Here is a 17,260-nt window from a genome sequence, read left to right as displayed (position 1 = left end):
AGCCCACGCGCCGCGACGCGCGAGTCCGGCCGTGATGCGCTGGTCGTGGCGGGTCGGGTCGAGTCGGGCAGGGCGTCCTGGGGCCGGCCGTGATCCGCACGTCCGGGCATTGCGCGGCGGGTCCGCGCGTGGCGCCGCACGTCCGGGCAGGGCGCGACGGGTCCGCGGGTCCGGGCACGGCGCGACGGGTCCGCGGGTGGTGCGCGGGTCCGCGTGCGAGTGGCCGCGCGGGCGCTCGGCCAGGGTCGCTAGCGGCCAGTGGTGGTGCTCGTGGCCCAGTGCGGTGGGCAGTGGTGGCGAGGGTGAGGTTGGGTGGGCCCGTTGTGGGCCTCGTGGACCGTGACGCCGCCCGGGGGTGCCGCCTCCTTCTTTCCCGGCAACGTCAATGGTGCGGGAAAAGTTGCAGGTGAATCTTCCATTCACGTTTGATTCGCTCATTCGAGTGATCAGCGGCGGCACGGTGGTAGGTGCGTGAAAGGGCGGTCCCTGGCTGGGAGACGAAGCCAGGGGCCGCCCGTCAACGCTTGGATCACATCAAACTTGCAGGTCAGCCGACCTTGCCCACGCCCGCGCCGCTCTGCACGATCGACTTCACGCCGCTCGCGCTGTCCAGCGCGTAGGAGTACGGAATGGACTTGACGCTGCCACCCTGGTCACCCGAGCCCGAGTTGACGAAGTGGTTGTTGCGCGCCACCAGGTTGGCGGGGTCGGAGCTGCCCTCACCGCGGTGGAACGGGTCCTCGGTGTTCTCGAAGTAGTTGCCTTCCACGAGCACGCCCGCCTCCTCCGTGGAAGCGACACCGTACGACGTCACGCCGCCGTAGTAGTTGTTGTAGACGTGCACGGGGTTGCCGAAGCGGACCCGCGGGTGGCGCTGGCCGGTGCCGTCGAACCAGTTGTGGTGGTAGCTGACCCGCAGCTTGCCGCGGTCCTCGCTGCCGTTGTCGTCGCTGTGGCCCAGCAACATGGTCTTGTCGTGCGAGCTGATCTTGTTCCACGACACGGTCACGCAGTCGGACGCGCGCTTGATGTCGATCGCGCCGTCGTAGCCGCTGCGCAGGCTGTTGTGGTCGATCCAGACCCGGGTCGAGTACTGGACGTTGATCGCGTCGTCCTTCCACCCGGTGAAGTTCAGGTTCCGGATGATGACGTTGGACGCGTTGGAGACGTTCAGGCCGTGCCCGGTGATGGTGGCGCCGGAACCGACACCGATGATCGTCTTGTTCGAGGCGACCTTGGTCATGCTGGACAACGTGATGGTGCCGGAGACCCGGACCACCGACGCGCTCGACGACCCGACGGCGGAGATGAACGCCGAGGCGGTGGTGACGGTCACCGGGGAGGCGCTGCCACCACCCGTCGTGCCACCGCACTGCGTACCCCAGCCTTCGAGGTTGAACGACGCGGCGCTGGCCGAGGGTGCCATGGCCGCGGTCGCGACCAGGGCCGTGGCCGCGAGCAGCGCACGGGAAATCTTGCGGGACATGCGGTTTCCTCCATACGACTGTGGATGAAAAGGGAACCGGCGGCGGAGACCACGTGGCGGCGACCGAAGGCTTACACCGGACTCACCACCTCTCCACGGTGTGCTCGCGGATGTGCTCGACGTCGAACTCGTCACCGAGACCGGGAGAGGACGTCAGGGTGACGTGCCCGTCCGCGTCGAGGGGGTCGGCGATCGCGAGCCGGTGCGGCGGCACGCGGTCGAAGTCGTGCAGCGGGTGCAGCAGGCCGCGCTCGTACCAGCGGCCGTTGTCGGTGCCGCCGAGCACGGCCAGGCTCGCCGAGCCGTCGCCGTGGATCTCGCAGTCCATGTTGAACGCCTCGGCCAGGTGCAGCGCCTTCAGCGTCGGCGAGATGCCGCCGACGTCGGTCGGCCCGGCGCGCAGGATGTCGCACGCGCCCGCCGTGATCCACTCGGCGCGGCTCAGGTGCTTGCCCCACGCCACTTCGGGCCCGATCACCGGGATGGACAGCTGTTCGGCCAGCCACCGGTAGGAGCTGATCGACGCCTCCTCCATCGGCTCCTCGAACCAGTAGAAGTCCAGCGCTTCCAAGGCCCGGCCCAGCTCCAGCGCCTCGGTGCGCGAGTACCAGTGGTTGGCGTCGAGCATCAGCTCGACCCCGGGTCCGACCGCCTCGCGCACCGCCTCGCACGCCGCGATGTCCGCCCGCACGCTGGGCGCGCCGGGCACCGGCGGCATCCACGTGTGCAGCTTGATCGCCCGGTAACCGCGCTCGACCAACTGCTTCGCGAACGACGCGTAGTCGCCGGGCGTGCTCAGCCCGCCGGGGATCTCGTCACCGCACATGGTGCTGGCGTAGGCCGGGACGCGTTCCCGCGCGCCGCCGATCAGCTTCCACACCGGCTGACCGACCTTCTTGCCCACCAGGTCCCACAGCGCGGTGTCGACGTAACCCAGTGCCCGGTCGGTGAACCGGCCGTGGGAGCCGCGCTGCTTGCGCGCCATCTTGCGCCACAGGCCTTCCCGGTCCCACGGGTCCGCGCCGATCAGCACGGGCTTCACGATCGAGTCGAGCACGGCGGGCCGCAACTGGTCGGGGTGCACCTGGACGCGTCCGACGACACCGTCCGAGTCGGTGATCTCCAGCAGCGCCTCGCGGACCTCGTGCTCGGCGCTCGGGTGCCGGTGCCCGTGCGGGTCCACCGCGGTCCACGCGGTGGTCGTGAACACCGACACCTCGACGCGCTCGATCACTTCCGGTCCTCCCATTCCTTCTGGGCCTCGGTGAGCTTCTTCGCCATGTCGTCGAGGAACTGCTGGGCGGAGAGTTCGCCGAGGAGCACCTTCTGGTACTGGGGCTCGCTGTCGGTCTTGGTGATGGACGAGTACTGCGGCAGGTAGACCGGGGCGGGGACGAGCACCGTGGCCGAGTCCTCCAGCACGCCGAGCGCCATCTTCACGTGAGCCGCCTTGTCGATCCACGCGGCGCTGCGCACGTCGGTGTTGGCCGGGATCTGGCCGACCTTCTCGTTCCAGTAGCTGTTGGACTCGGCGGAGGTCAGGAACTCGGCGAACTTCCACGCCGCGTCCTGGTTCTCGCTGTTCTTGAACACCGCGAAGCCATCGGTCGGGTTGGGCACGACGGTCCGCTTGCCGCTCGGGCCCACGGGCAGCGGGATGGCGGCGACCTTGTCGCCCAGCGCCTTGGTCACGTCGCTGTAGGAGCCGAGGTTGTGGTGCATCATCGCGACGGAGCCGCCGGTGAACTGCGCGATCATCTGGGTGAAGCTGTTGTTGACGTCGGCCTCGGGGGTGGCCTTCTTGTACAGGTCGGCGATCTTGTCGACCAGCTCGGCGTTGGCCTGGTCGGCGAGCGTGCTCTTGCCGTCCTTGAAGAACGTGTCCACGCCGGAGTACGCGTACGCCTCGGTGATCAGCTGGAACACCGAGCCGGCACCACCGCGGATGGTGTAGCCGTACTTGTTCGCGGCCGTGTCGGTCAGCTTCGTGGCGGCGGTGATGAACTCGTCCCAGGTCTTCGGCGGCTCGATGCCGGCGTCCTTGAACCAGTCGACGCGGTACCAGATGATGTCCATGTTGGCCGACGACGGCACGATGTAGAGCTTGCCGTCCGGCGCGGTCTGCCGGACCGTCTCCACCAGCGACGGCAGGAGCTTGTCCTTCAGCGCTCCGCCGTTGATCCGGTCGTCCAGCGGTGCCAGCGCCTCCTGGCCGACGAGGTGCGCGAGGTACGAGGTGGTGACGCCGCCGACGTCGGGCGTCTCGCCGCCGGCGATGGCGGTGTCGTACTTCTGCTGCACCGACGCGCTGGGGATGCCGACGTACTCGACCTTGATGGTCGGGTTCGCGGCTTCGAAGCGCGAGATCAGCTCCTTGTAGATCGGCTCACGGGCGGGACCGCCGTTGTTGTCCCAGAACGTGATGGTGACGTTCCCGTCGCCGCCCGCACCTCCCCCCGACGAGCAGGCGGACAGCGCCAGCGCGGCGGCGGCCACGGCGACCAGCAGTTTTCTCATGATGCTCCCTATCCCTTGACAGCCCCGGCGCTGAGCCCCTGCACCAGGAACCGCTGCACGACGGCGAAAACGAGGACGACCGGAACGGCCGCGACGACACCACCCGCGGCGAGGGCGCCGAAGTCGGTGTTGAACTCACCCAGCGTGAAGCTCAGGCCGACGGGCAGGGTGAACTTGTCCTGCCGCGTGGCGAACATCAGGGCGAACAGGAACTGGTTCCAGGCGCCGATGAACGCGAACGACCCGACCGCCACCAGCGCGGGCTTGAGCTGCGGCAGCACGACGGCGAAGAACGCGCGCAGCCGCGAGCAGCCGTCCACCATGGCGGCTTCTTCGAGCTCGACCGAGATGTTGCGGATGAAGCCGCTCATGAGGATGAGCGACAGCGGCAGCTGGAACGCCACCTCGGCGATGATCAGGCCCGTGATGCTGTTGAGCAGCCCCAGGCCCTTGAAGATCACGAACAGCGGGATCAGCATCATCGCGCCGGGGATGAACTGGCTGCACAGCATCGCCAGCAGGAACACCCGCTGGCCGCGGAACCGGAACCGCGCCAGCGCGTACCCGCCCATCACCGACAGGATGGTCACGAACACGAGCACGCCCAGGCCCATGACGACGCTGTTGTAGAAGAAGATCCCGAAGCCGATGTCGTTCCACACCGTGTCGAAGTGCTCGAACGTGATCGGCCACGGCACCAGCTGCGTCGAGCCGGTGGGCCGCACCGCGAACACGATCATCCAGTAGAACGGGATGAGCGTGAACAGCAGGTACAGCACCAGCGGCACGTGGATCATCCAGCGCTTGCCCGGTTCCTCGGCCACCGCCCGGCGACGCCGCTTCGTCGGCTGCCGGGGCGGCGGCGTGGCGTCCACCGGTGGCCGGGTCAACGTCTCGGTCATGCGCGACTCCCGAACTTCGACAGCCTCAGGTAGGCGATCGAGAAGAACAGCAGGATCAGGAACCCGGCGACGGTGAGCGCCGAGCCGTACCCGAAGTTGTGCGAGTCGACGGCCTGCCTGGCCACGTACAGCGGCAGGGTCGTGGTCTGGTTCGCGGGGCCGCCGCCGGTCAGGGTGTAGATGAGGTCGACGTTGTTGAACTCCCACACCGCGCGCAGCAGCGTCGACAGGATGATCGCGTCCTTGAGGTGGGGCAGGGTGACGCTGGTGAAGCGCCGCCACCGGCTCGCGCCGTCGACCGACGCCGCCTCGTAGAGGTCCTTGGGGATGCTCTGGAGGTCGGCGAGCAGCAGGATCGCGAAGAACGGCACGCCGCGCCACAGCTCGGTCACCACGAGGGCCTCGAACACCGTGTCGGGGTTGCCGAGCACGGAGGTGCCCGGCGAGCCGATGCCCCACTGCGACAGCTGCTGGAAGATGCCGGTGGACGGGTTGAGCAGCAGGATCCAGATGCCGGTGGTGAGCACGCCGGACACCGCCCACGGCGAGAACACCAGTGCCCGTGCCATGCCCCGGCCGATGAACGTCTCGTTCACGATCAGCGCCAGCACCAGGCCGAGCAGCAGTTGCAGGCCGACTTCGACGACCACCCACTTGGCGCTGAACGCGAGGCTCTGCCAGAACAGCGGGTCGTCGAACAGCATCTGCTTGAAGTTGTCCAGCCCCGCGAAGCCGTTCTTCCACGGCTGCGTGACGTTGTACCGCTGGAGGCTGTAGTAGACGACGCTCCCGATCGGGTAGACCAGGAAGACCGCCATCAGCACCAGCGTCGGTGCGATCAGGGCGTAGGGCGCCCACGTGCGTGTCCTCATGCGGGGTTCCAGTCGCCGAGGTACGCGCGGAGGGTGTGCTGCGAGGCCTGGTCGTGGGTGAGCTGCGGCCGGTCGGGGCCGGCGGTCGCGCCCGGGCCGGAGTTGCGGAACTCGGCGAACCGGGCGTCACGCCAGGAGAAGCCGGACATGTCGGTCCACGGCGCGGTCTTGACCGCGGCGGGCAGCTTGGTGTCGCGGATGACGACCGAGGCGACGGCGTCGGGGTCGCCGCCGGGGTGCCAGGGCCGGCCGAGGTAGAAGGTGCCCGCCGGTGCGTCGCTGAGGACGGTGGAGTTCATGATCAGGAAGCCGTGCGGGTTGTCGCGGCGGGTGCTGGCGGCGGTGATGTAGCCGTTCGGGTCACCGCCGCGGTCCAGGGCGCGGATCGTGACCTGGTCGAACACCGCCGTGGCGCGGCCGAAGATGAAGTCGACGTCGCCGACGATCTCGCTGCCCCGGTAGTACTGGCGGGCCTTGGTGCCGGCGGCCCGCGTGTCGGCGTACAGGGTGTCCTGGTGGCCGAGGAACCGGACGCGGTCGTAGTACTGGCGGTCGCCCGTGGCCTTCACCGCGACCGCCTGGGTGTTGGTGATCTCGGGGTGCGCGGCCCGGTCGAACGAGTTGCTGAACGTCAGGTCGCGGGCGGTGAAGCCGTCCGCCTCGATCGTCGCGGTGGCCGAGCCGGTGGTGCCGTGGGTCGTGCCGTCCGGCTTCTTGGTGCCGTTGGCGTTGTCGTAGTCGATGACGACGTCGCGCGCGGTGCCGGTGGAGCCCTTGAGGGTCAGGTCCGGCTTGGTCGCGGGCACCCGGATGACCTCGCGGTACACGCCCTTGCCGATGGTGATGGTGGTGCCCGGCGGCGCGGCGTCGATCGCGGCCTGGACGGTGTCGAAGTCGGTGCCCTTGGCCACGTGGTAGCGCTCGCGCTGCTGGGCGCCCGCCTTGAGGTTCTTGATCCGGGAGGTGGCCTCCAGGCCGAGGGTGAACTCGGGTGTCCACCCGGCGTCACCGGCGAGCTGGGCGGTCGGGTTGGCGGCGTTGAACGCGTCGAGCACGTCGACCGGCCGCCCGTCGACGAGCGTGCCGACCTCGGTGATGGCGGTGCCGCCCCAGTTGTAGATCAGGTCCTCGACCGCGCCGCCGTTGCCGAGCTTGACGTAGTTGTTCTCCACGTACAGCGCGGACTGCACGCCGACGCCCCAGGCGTAGGTGAAGGTGGGGCCGGGCTCGTAGAGGTTGTTGTAGACGTGGACCTTGCCGAACCGCACCCGCGGCAGGCGTTCCTCGACGTTGCGGAACACGTTGTGGTGCACGGAGATCCGCAGCTTGCCCGGGTCGGTGGTCGAGGTGTTGGACGAGCCGATGAGCATCGTCTTGCCGTGGTCTTCGAACAGGTTGTACGACGCGGTGACCAGGTCGGTGCCGCTGGTCATGTCGAGCGAGCCGTCGTGCTGCTGGTAGGGGCGGCCGAAGTAGGTCGGCGCCGCGCTGTCCGGGTGCGGCTGGTCGGTGAACGTGTTGTGGTCGACCCACACGTTCGTGGCGCGCTGGAGGGACACCGCGTCGTAGTCGGAGTTCCAGTTGCCCTCGGCGCCGTCGGTCGGGTCCCACTGGGGGAAGCAGTCCCGGGTGTCGCGGAACGTGAGGTTGCGGATGATCACGTTGCTCGCGCCGTGGACGCGGACGTTCGCGCCGGTGATGCCCGCGCCCTTGCCGTCGCCGACGATCGTGGTGTCGGAGCCGACGTTGAACGCGATGGCCGCCGCCTGGTTGCGCGCGGACGCCGCCCGCGCGTCTTCCAGCGGACCGCTCGGCTCGGTGTCACGCCCCCAAACGGCGGGGTCGTATGCCGCCAGATAGCCCGCGAGCGTGTAGCCGCCGGTGGCATATGTTGCGCAATCAGCCCTGACGTCGATCACGCCGCGCACTTTGATGAGGCGCGGTGCGGGCGCTGCCAGGGCGGCCCGCAGTTCCGCCGCCGTGCGCACGACGTGTTCGGTGGTCGCAGCCGATCCACCGGTGGTCCCGGTGCCGCTCGAACCCCAGCCGTCACCGGGTTGGAGAACCTGTCTCCCCAGGTCATGGCCTGCGTGCGCGGGTGCCGCCGCGATCACACCAAGGGCGCAGGAGAGCACGAGCGCAGTACTGAGTATCCGCATGACGAGGGGCCTTCCCCGGCGAATTTGTTCATAAGTGTGAACACGTTCCAGAAGTGCGAACAGAGTATTGCGAAAGTATCCGCCACACGTCAACGACGTAACTTTGTTCGATTGCCGTTCGACCACACCGTTCGACGGATCGTCGAATTCGAGTCGAATTCGATCGCGCGACCGGCCCACCACAGGCCTCACCACAGCGCGACGCCGCCCCGGCCCTGGTGGGCCGGAGGCGGCGCGAACCCCGGGACCGGTTCCGGGGAGGGCTCTCAGACCGGTGGCGTGAAGGCGGCGATCCGCGCCGACAGCGTCCGGGCGTGGGCGTTGGCCGGATAGCGGTCGGCCAGCCGGCGCAGCGGTCGCAGCCGGTCGGCGACGCGGGTCGAGCCGACCGCGCCCGCCACCGCCAGCGCCCGGTCGCCCACCTCGGCCGCGTGGTCGAAGTCCCCGTCCACCAAGTGGTTCGCGGCCAACGCCATCAGGCTGAACGCGCGGCTGCGCGTCATGCCCTCCGGGTAGCCCGCCACGGCCGCGTCGAGCGAGTCGATCGCGGCCGAGGTGTGCGCCCGGTCGACCGTCCGGGCCAGTTCGGTCAACACCACTCCGCTCAACCCGCGCAGGTCCGTCTCGTCGAAGAACCGGGCCCACCCCGGAACCGGGCCGGACGCGCCGGAGTACTCGTCGTGCGCCAGGTTCAGCAGCCGCACCGCCTCGCCCCGGTCGCCCAGCCCCGCGTACGCCCACGCCTGATTGGCGCGCAGCATCGCCGCGGCACGCCGTGACCCGGCCCGCCGAGCCGCGACCAGACCGAACCCGAACTCCCGCAGCGCCGCGCGCCGCTTGCCGCCGTGCAGCCGCATCCGGCCGACGCGGTAGTGGATGTTCGCCCGCAGGTCGTGGTGCCCGGCTTCGACCGCCAACCCCAGCGCCCGGTCCCAGTGCCGTGCGGCGGCACCCTCCCGGCCGGTGTCGAAGCACGTCCACGCGGCCAGGTTGTGCAGGTCGGCCAACGCCACCAGCAGGCGTCGGTGCACCGGGCCGGTGCTCGCGGCGTCGAGGAACCGGTCGTGCGACGCCGCGCAGCCGACCGCCGCGTCACGGCACGCCCGGCCGCCCTCCCGGTAGTCCAAGCCGCGCAGGCGTTCGGTCTCGGCTTCCAAGCGCTCCACGTCCTCGACCCCGATGTGTGCCGGGACGTGCTGAGGTTCTGCCATCGCCGCACCTCGCAATTCCACTAGAGCGGTGGAGGGGATCCAGCAGGCATGTGGCTGCGGGGTACCCAGGGTGACACCGGCGTGACCCCGGCGGGAGCCGCCGTCAGGGGTGCGCACCGGCCCCCTGCGCCGACGCCCGCGGTGGGGCCGGAATCGAGGGGTGATCGCGTTCCGCGAGGCCCCGGGCGATCGCCCGTCCGACCGCGGCGGATCCGGGCCGGTGGCCGGTCACGGCGCGCACCCCTCGCGCCCCTCCCCCACCAGCAGCTCCGACGACGTGGCCGCCCGCGGACGTGGACACGCTGTTCCAGCGGTTCTGCGGCGCGGCGCCGCCGGTGACGCCCGCGCTGCTGACCTATGTCGACGCTCGCGTCCCTCGCCCGTTCCAACGGGTTCGACCGGTTCACCGCCACCCACCTGGCGGGCCACCGCGCCGTCACCCGGATGATGCGCGCGGCCGGCGCCGTCCCGGAGGCCGGAGCATTCACAGCGGACTGGTCGAGCCCACTCCTCCTACCGTGAACCGGACCAGACCACTTTCCCTGTTGCGTCAGCGGTCTGCCCGAACGGCCGCGTCCTCGACACGCCCCAGCAGGAACTGGAGCAGGCCGCGGCGATCGCCCGGCGCACCCGCAGGCGTGGCCGACAGGCGTGACGCCCGCCGCTCCCGACGACGTCTACAGCAGCAGTTCGAAGATCGCGACGTCCACGTAGTGCAGTCCGACTATGCCCACTTCCCGCTGGATGCCGACCAGGCGGTAGCCGAACGCCTTGTTGATCTCCATGCCACCCGTGTTGGAGGAGATCACCCTGGCGATCAAGGCGTGCAGGCCCTGACTGCGGGCGTTCTCGATCAGCGCGGACTTGATCCGGGAGCCGATGCGACTGCGGTAGGAGCTCACGTCGACGTAGATCGACGTCTCGGCCGTCTGCCGGTACCCGAACTTCTTGCTCCAGGGGAAGAGCCGGCCCCAGCCGACCATGTTGTGACCGTCCGCCGCGACGATGACGGTCTGCTTGTCGTCGGCGAGTATCTCCAGGAAGTACTCGTCGGGCAGTTCCACGGTATCCAAGGTCCGGCCGCCCAGCCGCACGTGGAAGTTGTAGATCCTGGCCATCTCACGGGCATCCATCACAGTTCCACGCCGAACCTCTACCTTCATACCCGATCCGCCTCCGAACTCCCGGCCGACGACCACTCCCGCATCGTCGCACCCGCCAGTGCCTCGGCGTCGACCCTCACCGGACGGTCGTCGAGGCGAACCGCTCGGGCTGCCTTGTCCAAGAGCAGGCTGTCGTGGACGACGTCGTGTTCCAGGTAATCGCCCGGGACGGTGAAGTCGTGGCACGACCCGGGCAGCAGCGCCCCGGCCTGGCGCGCGGTGGACCACCGCCCGATGCCGGTCTCGAACATGCCGCCCACATGCGCACGCAGGCCGTGGTCCACACACCACCGCGCCATGGCGGCAGCACGAGCCGGCCCGCCCACACGTCCGACCTTGATGTTGCACACGTCGATCGCCCCCAGCTCCAGGGCGACCTCAAGGGTGTCGATCGTGTCGATGCTCTCGTCAAGGCTGATCGGGATCGGGTATCCACGTCTCCGAAGCCGCGCGGTGGCCAGCAGGCTTTCCGGCGCGTACGGCTGCTCGATGAACACGAAAGCCGGGTCGAGAGCCTCGGCTATCTGGTCCAGAACCTCGTCACAACGATCGGACGTGGGGTCCAGGCTCCCGTTGAAGTCCATGGCGATGCATCGCCGATTCTCCGAGAACACCCGCAGCACCGCGAGGATGCCCGGCCAGTCGACGTCGACGTGGGCCTTGATCCGCACCCGCTCGTACCCCGCCTCGAAACGGCTCTCCATCGACTCGGCCAACGTCGAGACATCAGTCGGCACGCTCAAGGTCGCCCCCACGGCGAGGTGAAGGCCGGACGCTTCGTCCCCGTTTTCCCCGAGGGCACGCGCGTTCCAGTCGCACACGGCCTCTTCAAGGGCCGCACGGGCGAAGGGCCAGCCACGCACCCTGCTGCGCGCCAATCCGCGCAACGCCTCACCGGCGGTCGATCCGATCATCTCGTCGGAGAAGAACCGTTGCAGCGTGAGCCGGATCGAATCCACGTACTCATAGGAATAGTAGGGATCGGTCCGCGCCGAGCACTCGCCGTACCCGATCGTGCCGTCTTCGCCCACCACGCCGATGATCAGCGCTTCCTTGACGTCCCGGACGCCAATCGCGGAGCGGAAGACGTCCTTCATCGGCAACCGGATATGGCGAAGCTCGACGGCGACTATCCCGGGTTCTGGTTCCGAGCCCACTTCCGCACCTTTCGCTGGCCGGACCGAGTACCTCAGAGCTGCAACGTGCCCACAAAGGACGGTCTCGTCATGGCTGGCTTCGACAGGCGCCTCGACGTTGGTCACCGTAGTCCTCGCACAGGCTGCCTGTCGATGCCGATCAGCCTGTTGGCGGATCGAATCCACAGCTCACCCGAATAGGGCGGTCTGCGTGAACGAGCGCATCCCGGTTGACGCGAGTACGAGGAGACGAGCAAGAGGCCGCCCCGGCGAACCGAGCCGTTCAATGCCCCGATCGGTTGACGTACGACCCACGCTTCCAGTCGACCCGGATACCCCTGTCGGGGCAAGCCCTCTGCCGATCGGAAGAGCGGACGTGAGGATGTAAGTCGCCGTCGACCACGTATACGGTGTCACCGTGTGAGGCTCCCTACCAGCAGCTTCACCGCCTTCAAGAGGAGGACACGTGACGGACCGCGCGGCAGACACGATCAGCGCCATCGAGAGTCGGGTCGCCACCGACATCGGCCGGGGCTCGGGCGAACTCGCCCCGCACACAAGAGGGTCGTTACACCAGGCCGCCCTCACGTTGACGACCGTTCGACCGTCGCACGTCGTCGTGCTCACCGGGTTCTACATTCCCACGGCAACCCCGCCACTGCCGGAGACCGATGGTCCGCTCGGCGCGGTCCAGATCGCTTCCGCGGTCGTCGCCCTGGGCGGAACCGCCCGCATCCTGACCGACTCGCTCAGCGCGCCGGCCATCGAGACCGTCCTGCGCTACGCCGGTCTGTCACTACCCGTGGACATCGCTCCCATTCCCGGCGAAGCCGGCGAGAAAGCCTACCTGGAATGGGAGGAAGAGCTCCTGGCGACGTACACATCGCCGACGTCGCCCGTCACCTGCATGGTATCCGTCGAACGGGCCGGCCCGGCAGCCGATGGCAACGTCTACAACATGCGGGCCATCGACATCTCGGGCTACACCGCGCCACTGCACCGGGTCTTCGAACACGGGCCGTGGACCACGATCGGAATCGGCGACGGCGGAAACGAGATCGGAATGGGCGTGCTGCCCGCCGAACTGGTGTCCCAGCACGTACGCCACGGATCGACGATCCACTGCAGAGTGGGGTGCGAGTCGCTCATCGTCGCCGGAACGTCGAACTGGGGCGCAGCCGGCCTGGTCGCGGCGACACAAATCGTGTCCGCGTCGAGGAACAGCGCAGTGGCGAGCCTCCTCGACCCGAACTGGTCGATCGGGGCCTTGACCGCGCTGACTTCGACCCGGACCGCCGTGGACGGAGTCCTGCAGCACCCGAGTCCGACCGTCGACGGCCTCGACCAGGAACGCTACACCGGCATTCTCGCCCAGTTGGCGGAATTGGCGCAGTCCTAGCGACCGCGAGAACGGAGCGAGGCCGGCCGACGAGAGGAAAACCGCCCGGAAGAATCGCCGTGATATAATCGAGCGCACACAGGCGCCGCCTCAATAGGGAATTTCATTGACGAACACGTTCAGGCCGAGCAGTTACACGACATTCGAGTACGTCTCCTACTCGGTGTCGAGTGACGGCACGATCTTCACCGGACATTACCAGCTCTCCGGCCGAGAACCCAGCGTCAGCTTCCAGGAGATCATCGAATTGCCCCCGTCGGACCGGGCGGTGGATACCACCGCCCTGCACCGGCTGCTGTTCCTGGCGTGCGGCCTCAGTTACTACAAGGCGGCCGCACCGCCGGTGATCCGGGTCGACACGGGACTGACCGAGGCGGAACGCCGTTTCCTGACCGAGTTGATCCGCCACGGTCTGGGTGAATTCGCGTACCGGAACCAGTTGCCCGGCGCGCTGCGGCCCACGATCGAAGCCGAGGACATCGTCCTGGCAACGGCGGACTCCGATTGGGACCTCTCCCGACCTCCACTGGTGCCTGTGGGCGGTGGCAAGGATTCGGTCGTCTCGCTCGAGTCGCTCAAGGCCGCCGGACACGTCCCGGTGGCGTTCTCGGTGAACCAGTTCGACCCGATCGACGCCTGCGTCCGGGTGAGCGGCCTTTCCCAGGTGCGCGCGACGCGCAAGGTCGACCGCACGTTGATCGAGCTCAACAAGGCCGGCGCGTACAACGGGCACGTGCCGGTGACCGCCATCAACAGCCTGGTGGCACTCATCTCCGCGGACCGGTTGGGACTCGGCGCGGTGGTCATGTCGAACGAGGGTTCGGCCGACTACGGGAACCTGCGGTGGGAGGACATCGAGGTCAACCACCAGTGGTCCAAGAGCATGGAGTTCGAACTGCTGCTGCGCGGCACCTTGAGCGCCGCCGGACTCGCCGAGGACCGGTACTTCTCGCTGCTGCGCCCGTTGTCCGAGATCTCCATCGCCAAGCGGTTCGCGGGCCTGCCGCAGTACTTCCCGGTCTTCACCAGTTGCAATCGACTCTTCGCGCTGGACCCCGACGCACGGCGCAAGTCGTGGTGCGGCACCTGCCCGAAGTGCCAGTTCGTCTTCCTCATCCTGGCACCCTTCATCCCGGCCGACGTGCTGAAGTCGATCTTCGGCAGCAACCTCCTGGACAACCTGGAGAACTTGCCCGCCTACGAGGAGATCCTCGGCCTGAAGGGGCACAAGCCGTTCGAGTGCGTCGGAGACTACGACGAGGCCGGGGCGGCCTTCCGGATCGCCGCGGAGCAGGCCGACTGGCGTGAGACCGTGATCGTCAAGGGCCTCCTGGACGAGGTGCGGACCACTCCGTCTGCGCACGAGGCGGAGGTCTCACGGCTGATGGGCGTGTCGCGCGTCCACGCGATTCCCGCCCTGTTCCAGGAGGCACTGGATGCGATCGGCTGACCTGGCGGGGCGCCATGTCGGAATCTGGGGCTTCGGCCGGGAGGGCAAGGCCGCGCTGGCGTACGTGGACGGCCACGCGCGCGAGGTGACCATCGTCGACGAGGGCGGCGGCGGGCTCGCACTCCCGTCCGACATCGTCTCCACCGTGCACGTCGCCGGGTCCGAGTTGGCGGCTCTGGAGTCCTGCGACACGGTGTTCGTGAGTCCCGGGGTTCCGATGCGGCACGAGTACATCGGACGGCTGGCCGAGGCATCGGTCCGGCTGGTCTCCGGCAGCGGGTGGTGGATGGTCGGGAACTGGGCCCGCACGATCGGGGTGACCGGAACCAAGGGGAAGAGTTCGACCGCCAAGCTGATCCACCACTTGTTGGACCGCTCGGGCGTGGACTCCGTGCTCGCCGGCAACATCGGCACCGCCCTGCTCGAACTGCCGGACGGCACCGACGCGGTCGTCGCCGAGCTGTCCAGCTACCAGTGCGCCTGGCTGACCCGATCTCCGCGCATCGCCGTGGTGACCAACCTCTTCGAGGAGCACCTGCCGTGGCACGGATCGCGCGAGCAGTACTGGCGGGACAAGGCGAAGGTCTTCACCCGTGGTGCCGAGCACCTCGTGTGCGACCACGCGACGTTCGACAAGGTGCGCGGTCTCGGTGTCGCTGACGAGTTCACCGGCGAAGTCCACCTGGTCGACGAGCACACCGGCCCCGCGGACGGGTTCTTCGGCGGTGCAACGGGTGTCGAGCGACTTCCTCCGGCGATGCGAGCCCCGCACAGCCTGCGGAACCTCAAGGTCGCGGCGGTGGCCGCCGAGCTCTACGCCGGACCGGGTCGGCTCTCCCCCGACCTGGCCGAGGCGGTCGAGTCGTTCGAAGGCCTGCCGCACCGCCTGGAGACGATCGCCGAGCACGACGGCATCACCTGGATCGACGATTGCCTGTCGACCGCTCCGGAAAGCGTGATCGCCGCCGTCGAATCGGCCGACCCGGCGAAACCGGTGGTGGTCATCGCGGGCGGCCAGAGTCGTGGCATTTCGTACCGACCGCTGAACGACTACCTCCGTGCGCGGTCAGATCGCGTGTACGTCGTCGCGATGCCCGAGAACGGTCGCGAAGCGACCCAGGAGTTCGCCGCCGACTTCCCGGAGAGGCGCCTCACCGCGGACGGGCTGGAACAGGCCGTGCCTCTTGCCGCCGGCCTGCTGGCCCGTTCGGGCGGCACGGTCCTGCTGTCGCCCGGGGCACCCAGCTTCGACCGGTACCGGAACTACGAGGAGAAGGCGGAGCACTACCGGGAGGTCGTCCGGAAGTGGATGGCGGAACTCCGGCGGTGACGATCGGGTCGGCGCAGCACCGCTGCCCGACCTCGGTTGACGTCCGGTGTCGCGGCGGCGTACCCGTCGCGACCCCGGCGATCAGCCCAGCACGGTGTCGAGTCGCATCGGCCACCGGGTCGCGGACACCTTTCGCCCGGGCAACGTGGCGATGGCCCTCGTGGTGAGCCCCGCCGTGTCCGCGGTGAGCATGACCCTCGCCGTGTCCGCGAAACCGGATCGGAAGTGCACGGCCGACTTGACGACGATGATGTCGTACTGATCCGGATCGGCACCGTGCAGCAGGAGGATTTCCGGGTCCACCACCTGCCGCCGTTCGGTGCACACGATGACGTCGACGGCTCCCGACGACAACCGGACGCTCTGGCCGAACTCGCACCGGACACCGCGGCGCATCTTGCGGTACACCACGCTGCCGTTGGTGATCGCGCGGACCGTCCACCGGCTGAGGACGGGGGCTCCGCTGTAGGCACCGTGCTTGCCACCGACCGCGAGGTCGACCTCACCGCCGACTCCGGCGGTGGCGGCCACCCGGACCGCTTCGGGGTCGCAAATGGTGGCGACGCACGACTTGATGCCGGCTTCGAGCAACGCGTGGAGCAGGGTCGTGCTGTCTCCTGGCGCTCCGCCTCCGGGGTTGTCACCGGCGTCCCCGATCACCGCGGGCTTGGCGGGTGACGCGAGCGCGGTCTCGATGGCGAGGTGTGGTTGCACCAACTCGGGCAGGAACTCCGTCCGGTGTTCCCAGATGATGTGCGCCAACTCGTCGGCTTTCGAGACGGCCAGCCCTTCCTGCCCGTCCGTGATCACGACGACCGACGTGGTCGCTTGATCGGTGTCGGCACGGGGAAAGCCGTGGAAGGGGCTGCACGCCAGGACACCGTTCACGGTCTCGGCCTGTTGCGCGGCCTCGCGCAGCCACTTCCCGATGCCGCTGGTCGTCAGCGTGGGCGGCAGTTGCATGGGCAGCCGCACGATCGTGGAGACGAGCGACAGTTCGCGACGTGCCGCCCGGATCGCCAGGTCGGCGGCCAGCCTGGCGCGGTTGGCCATGTCGACGTGGGGGTATTCGTGGAAACCCACCACGACGTCGACCACGTCGAGCAGGCGTTCGTCGATGTTCGCGTGCAGGTCCATGCTCGCCGCGATCACCTTGCCGCCGACTTCCGCGCGCACGGCGCGGGCGAGGTCCAGTTCGAGGGAGCGGTCCGGGAACACGACACCCGCGCCGTGGAGGTCGAGCAGGACCACATCGACCTCCTGAGCGCCGCGAATGGCACTCAGCAGCCCGCGCAGCAGGAGGTGGTAGGTGCCGGCGTCCACGGTCGAGCCGGGCTCGGCGCGAGCGTGCGGCGCCGGCACGATCTCCACGCCGTGCTGCCGACACGCGTCCAGGTACCCGCCCATCGTGCTGTTGGTCCCGGAGAACACCGACAGGACGTCTTCGGCCGAGGTGAGGGTGAAGTGTTCGACGCCGGTCAACCCCATCACCTCGACGGCGAACGTGTTCGATTCGTGCACTATCCCGCCGATCAGCACTCGCACGTTCCACGCTCCCATGGATGCAAATTCGGACAATCACGCGGGGCTTTTCTTCGAAATAACATCCGGAGCGGCAACCCGGACACCGTTCAC

At 68.6% G+C, this 17,260-nt stretch carries 13 protein-coding genes; 3 read left to right on the top strand and 10 right to left on the bottom strand.

Translation table 11 applies throughout. The annotated features are described in order from the left end of the window. Positions 1-547 precede the first annotated feature (547 nt). From B0I31_RS25370 to B0I31_RS25325, 9 genes are all read right to left on the bottom strand, one after another. On the bottom strand, positions 548-1,486 hold the full coding sequence (locus B0I31_RS25370) for a pectate lyase family protein (protein ID WP_106617863.1): 939 nt from the start codon (positions 1,484-1,486) through the stop codon (positions 548-550). Positions 1,487-1,568: 82 nt separating this feature from the next. After that, positions 1,569-2,720, bottom strand: a complete 1,152-nt coding sequence (locus B0I31_RS25365) for an enolase C-terminal domain-like protein (RefSeq protein WP_219910777.1) — start codon at positions 2,718-2,720, stop codon at positions 1,569-1,571. Continuing rightward, positions 2,717-4,003 carry an ABC transporter substrate-binding protein gene (locus tag B0I31_RS25360; protein WP_106617861.1) on the bottom strand — a complete coding sequence of 429 codons (1,287 nt, stop codon included), beginning with the start codon at positions 4,001-4,003 and terminating at the stop codon, positions 2,717-2,719. Before B0I31_RS25360 ends, B0I31_RS25365 begins: the two co-directional genes overlap by 4 nt. A gap of 8 nt (positions 4,004-4,011) precedes the next feature. Then, positions 4,012-4,905, bottom strand: coding sequence for a carbohydrate ABC transporter permease (locus tag B0I31_RS25355; protein ID WP_106617860.1), 894 nt, complete (start codon positions 4,903-4,905; stop codon positions 4,012-4,014). Then, positions 4,902-5,777, bottom strand: coding sequence for a carbohydrate ABC transporter permease (locus B0I31_RS25350; RefSeq protein ID WP_106617859.1), 876 nt, complete (start codon positions 5,775-5,777; stop codon positions 4,902-4,904). Before B0I31_RS25350 ends, B0I31_RS25355 begins: the two co-directional genes overlap by 4 nt. Next, a complete protein-coding gene (locus tag B0I31_RS41225; protein ID WP_219910776.1) occupies positions 5,774-7,765 on the bottom strand; it encodes a pectinesterase family protein in 1,992 nt (663 codons plus the stop codon). Before B0I31_RS41225 ends, B0I31_RS25350 begins: the two co-directional genes overlap by 4 nt. A 437-nt stretch (positions 7,766-8,202) precedes the next feature. Then, positions 8,203-9,168 (bottom strand): NsdA family TPR-like regulatory protein, encoded by a 966-nt coding sequence (locus B0I31_RS25335; protein ID WP_483880262.1) that lies wholly within the window; start codon positions 9,166-9,168, stop codon positions 8,203-8,205. A gap of 656 nt (positions 9,169-9,824) precedes the next feature. Then, positions 9,825-10,280: a GNAT family N-acetyltransferase gene (locus B0I31_RS25330; RefSeq protein WP_181320348.1), complete on the bottom strand. Its 456-nt coding sequence runs from the start codon at positions 10,278-10,280 to the stop codon at positions 9,825-9,827. A 26-nt stretch (positions 10,281-10,306) separates the two neighbouring features. Then, positions 10,307-11,572 carry an enolase C-terminal domain-like protein gene (locus tag B0I31_RS25325; RefSeq protein ID WP_146173929.1) on the bottom strand — a complete coding sequence of 422 codons (1,266 nt, stop codon included), beginning with the start codon at positions 11,570-11,572 and terminating at the stop codon, positions 10,307-10,309. A 340-nt stretch (positions 11,573-11,912) separates the two neighbouring features. Here B0I31_RS25325 and B0I31_RS25320 point away from each other — a divergent pair, with 340 nt between their 5' ends. From B0I31_RS25320 to murD, 3 genes are all read left to right on the top strand, one after another. Continuing rightward, entirely contained in the window at positions 11,913-12,845 is a 933-nt protein-coding gene (locus B0I31_RS25320; RefSeq protein ID WP_219910775.1) for a glutamate cyclase domain-containing protein, read from the top strand. 106 nt (positions 12,846-12,951) lie between these two features. Beyond that, complete coding sequence (locus tag B0I31_RS25315; protein ID WP_106617855.1) at positions 12,952-14,295, top strand: MurL-like N-terminal domain-containing; 1,344 nt, start codon at positions 12,952-12,954, stop codon at positions 14,293-14,295. After that, positions 14,282-15,625 carry a UDP-N-acetylmuramoyl-L-alanine--D-glutamate ligase gene (gene murD / locus B0I31_RS25310; protein ID WP_106617854.1) on the top strand — a complete coding sequence of 448 codons (1,344 nt, stop codon included), beginning with the start codon at positions 14,282-14,284 and terminating at the stop codon, positions 15,623-15,625. The genes B0I31_RS25315 and murD overlap by 14 nt, the downstream gene beginning before the upstream one ends. An 81-nt stretch (positions 15,626-15,706) precedes the next feature. Here the strand turns inward: murD and B0I31_RS25305 are convergent, their stop codons facing one another. Further along, on the bottom strand, positions 15,707-17,185 hold the full coding sequence (locus tag B0I31_RS25305; RefSeq protein ID WP_106617853.1) for a M81 family metallopeptidase: 1,479 nt from the start codon (positions 17,183-17,185) through the stop codon (positions 15,707-15,709). Positions 17,186-17,260: the final 75 nt, after the last annotated feature.

The sequence above is a fragment of the Saccharothrix carnea genome, from assembly GCF_003014735.1.
GTDB lineage: Bacteria > Actinomycetota > Actinomycetes > Mycobacteriales > Pseudonocardiaceae > Actinosynnema > Actinosynnema carneum.
This window is presented reverse-complemented; position numbering and strand designations above follow the sequence as displayed.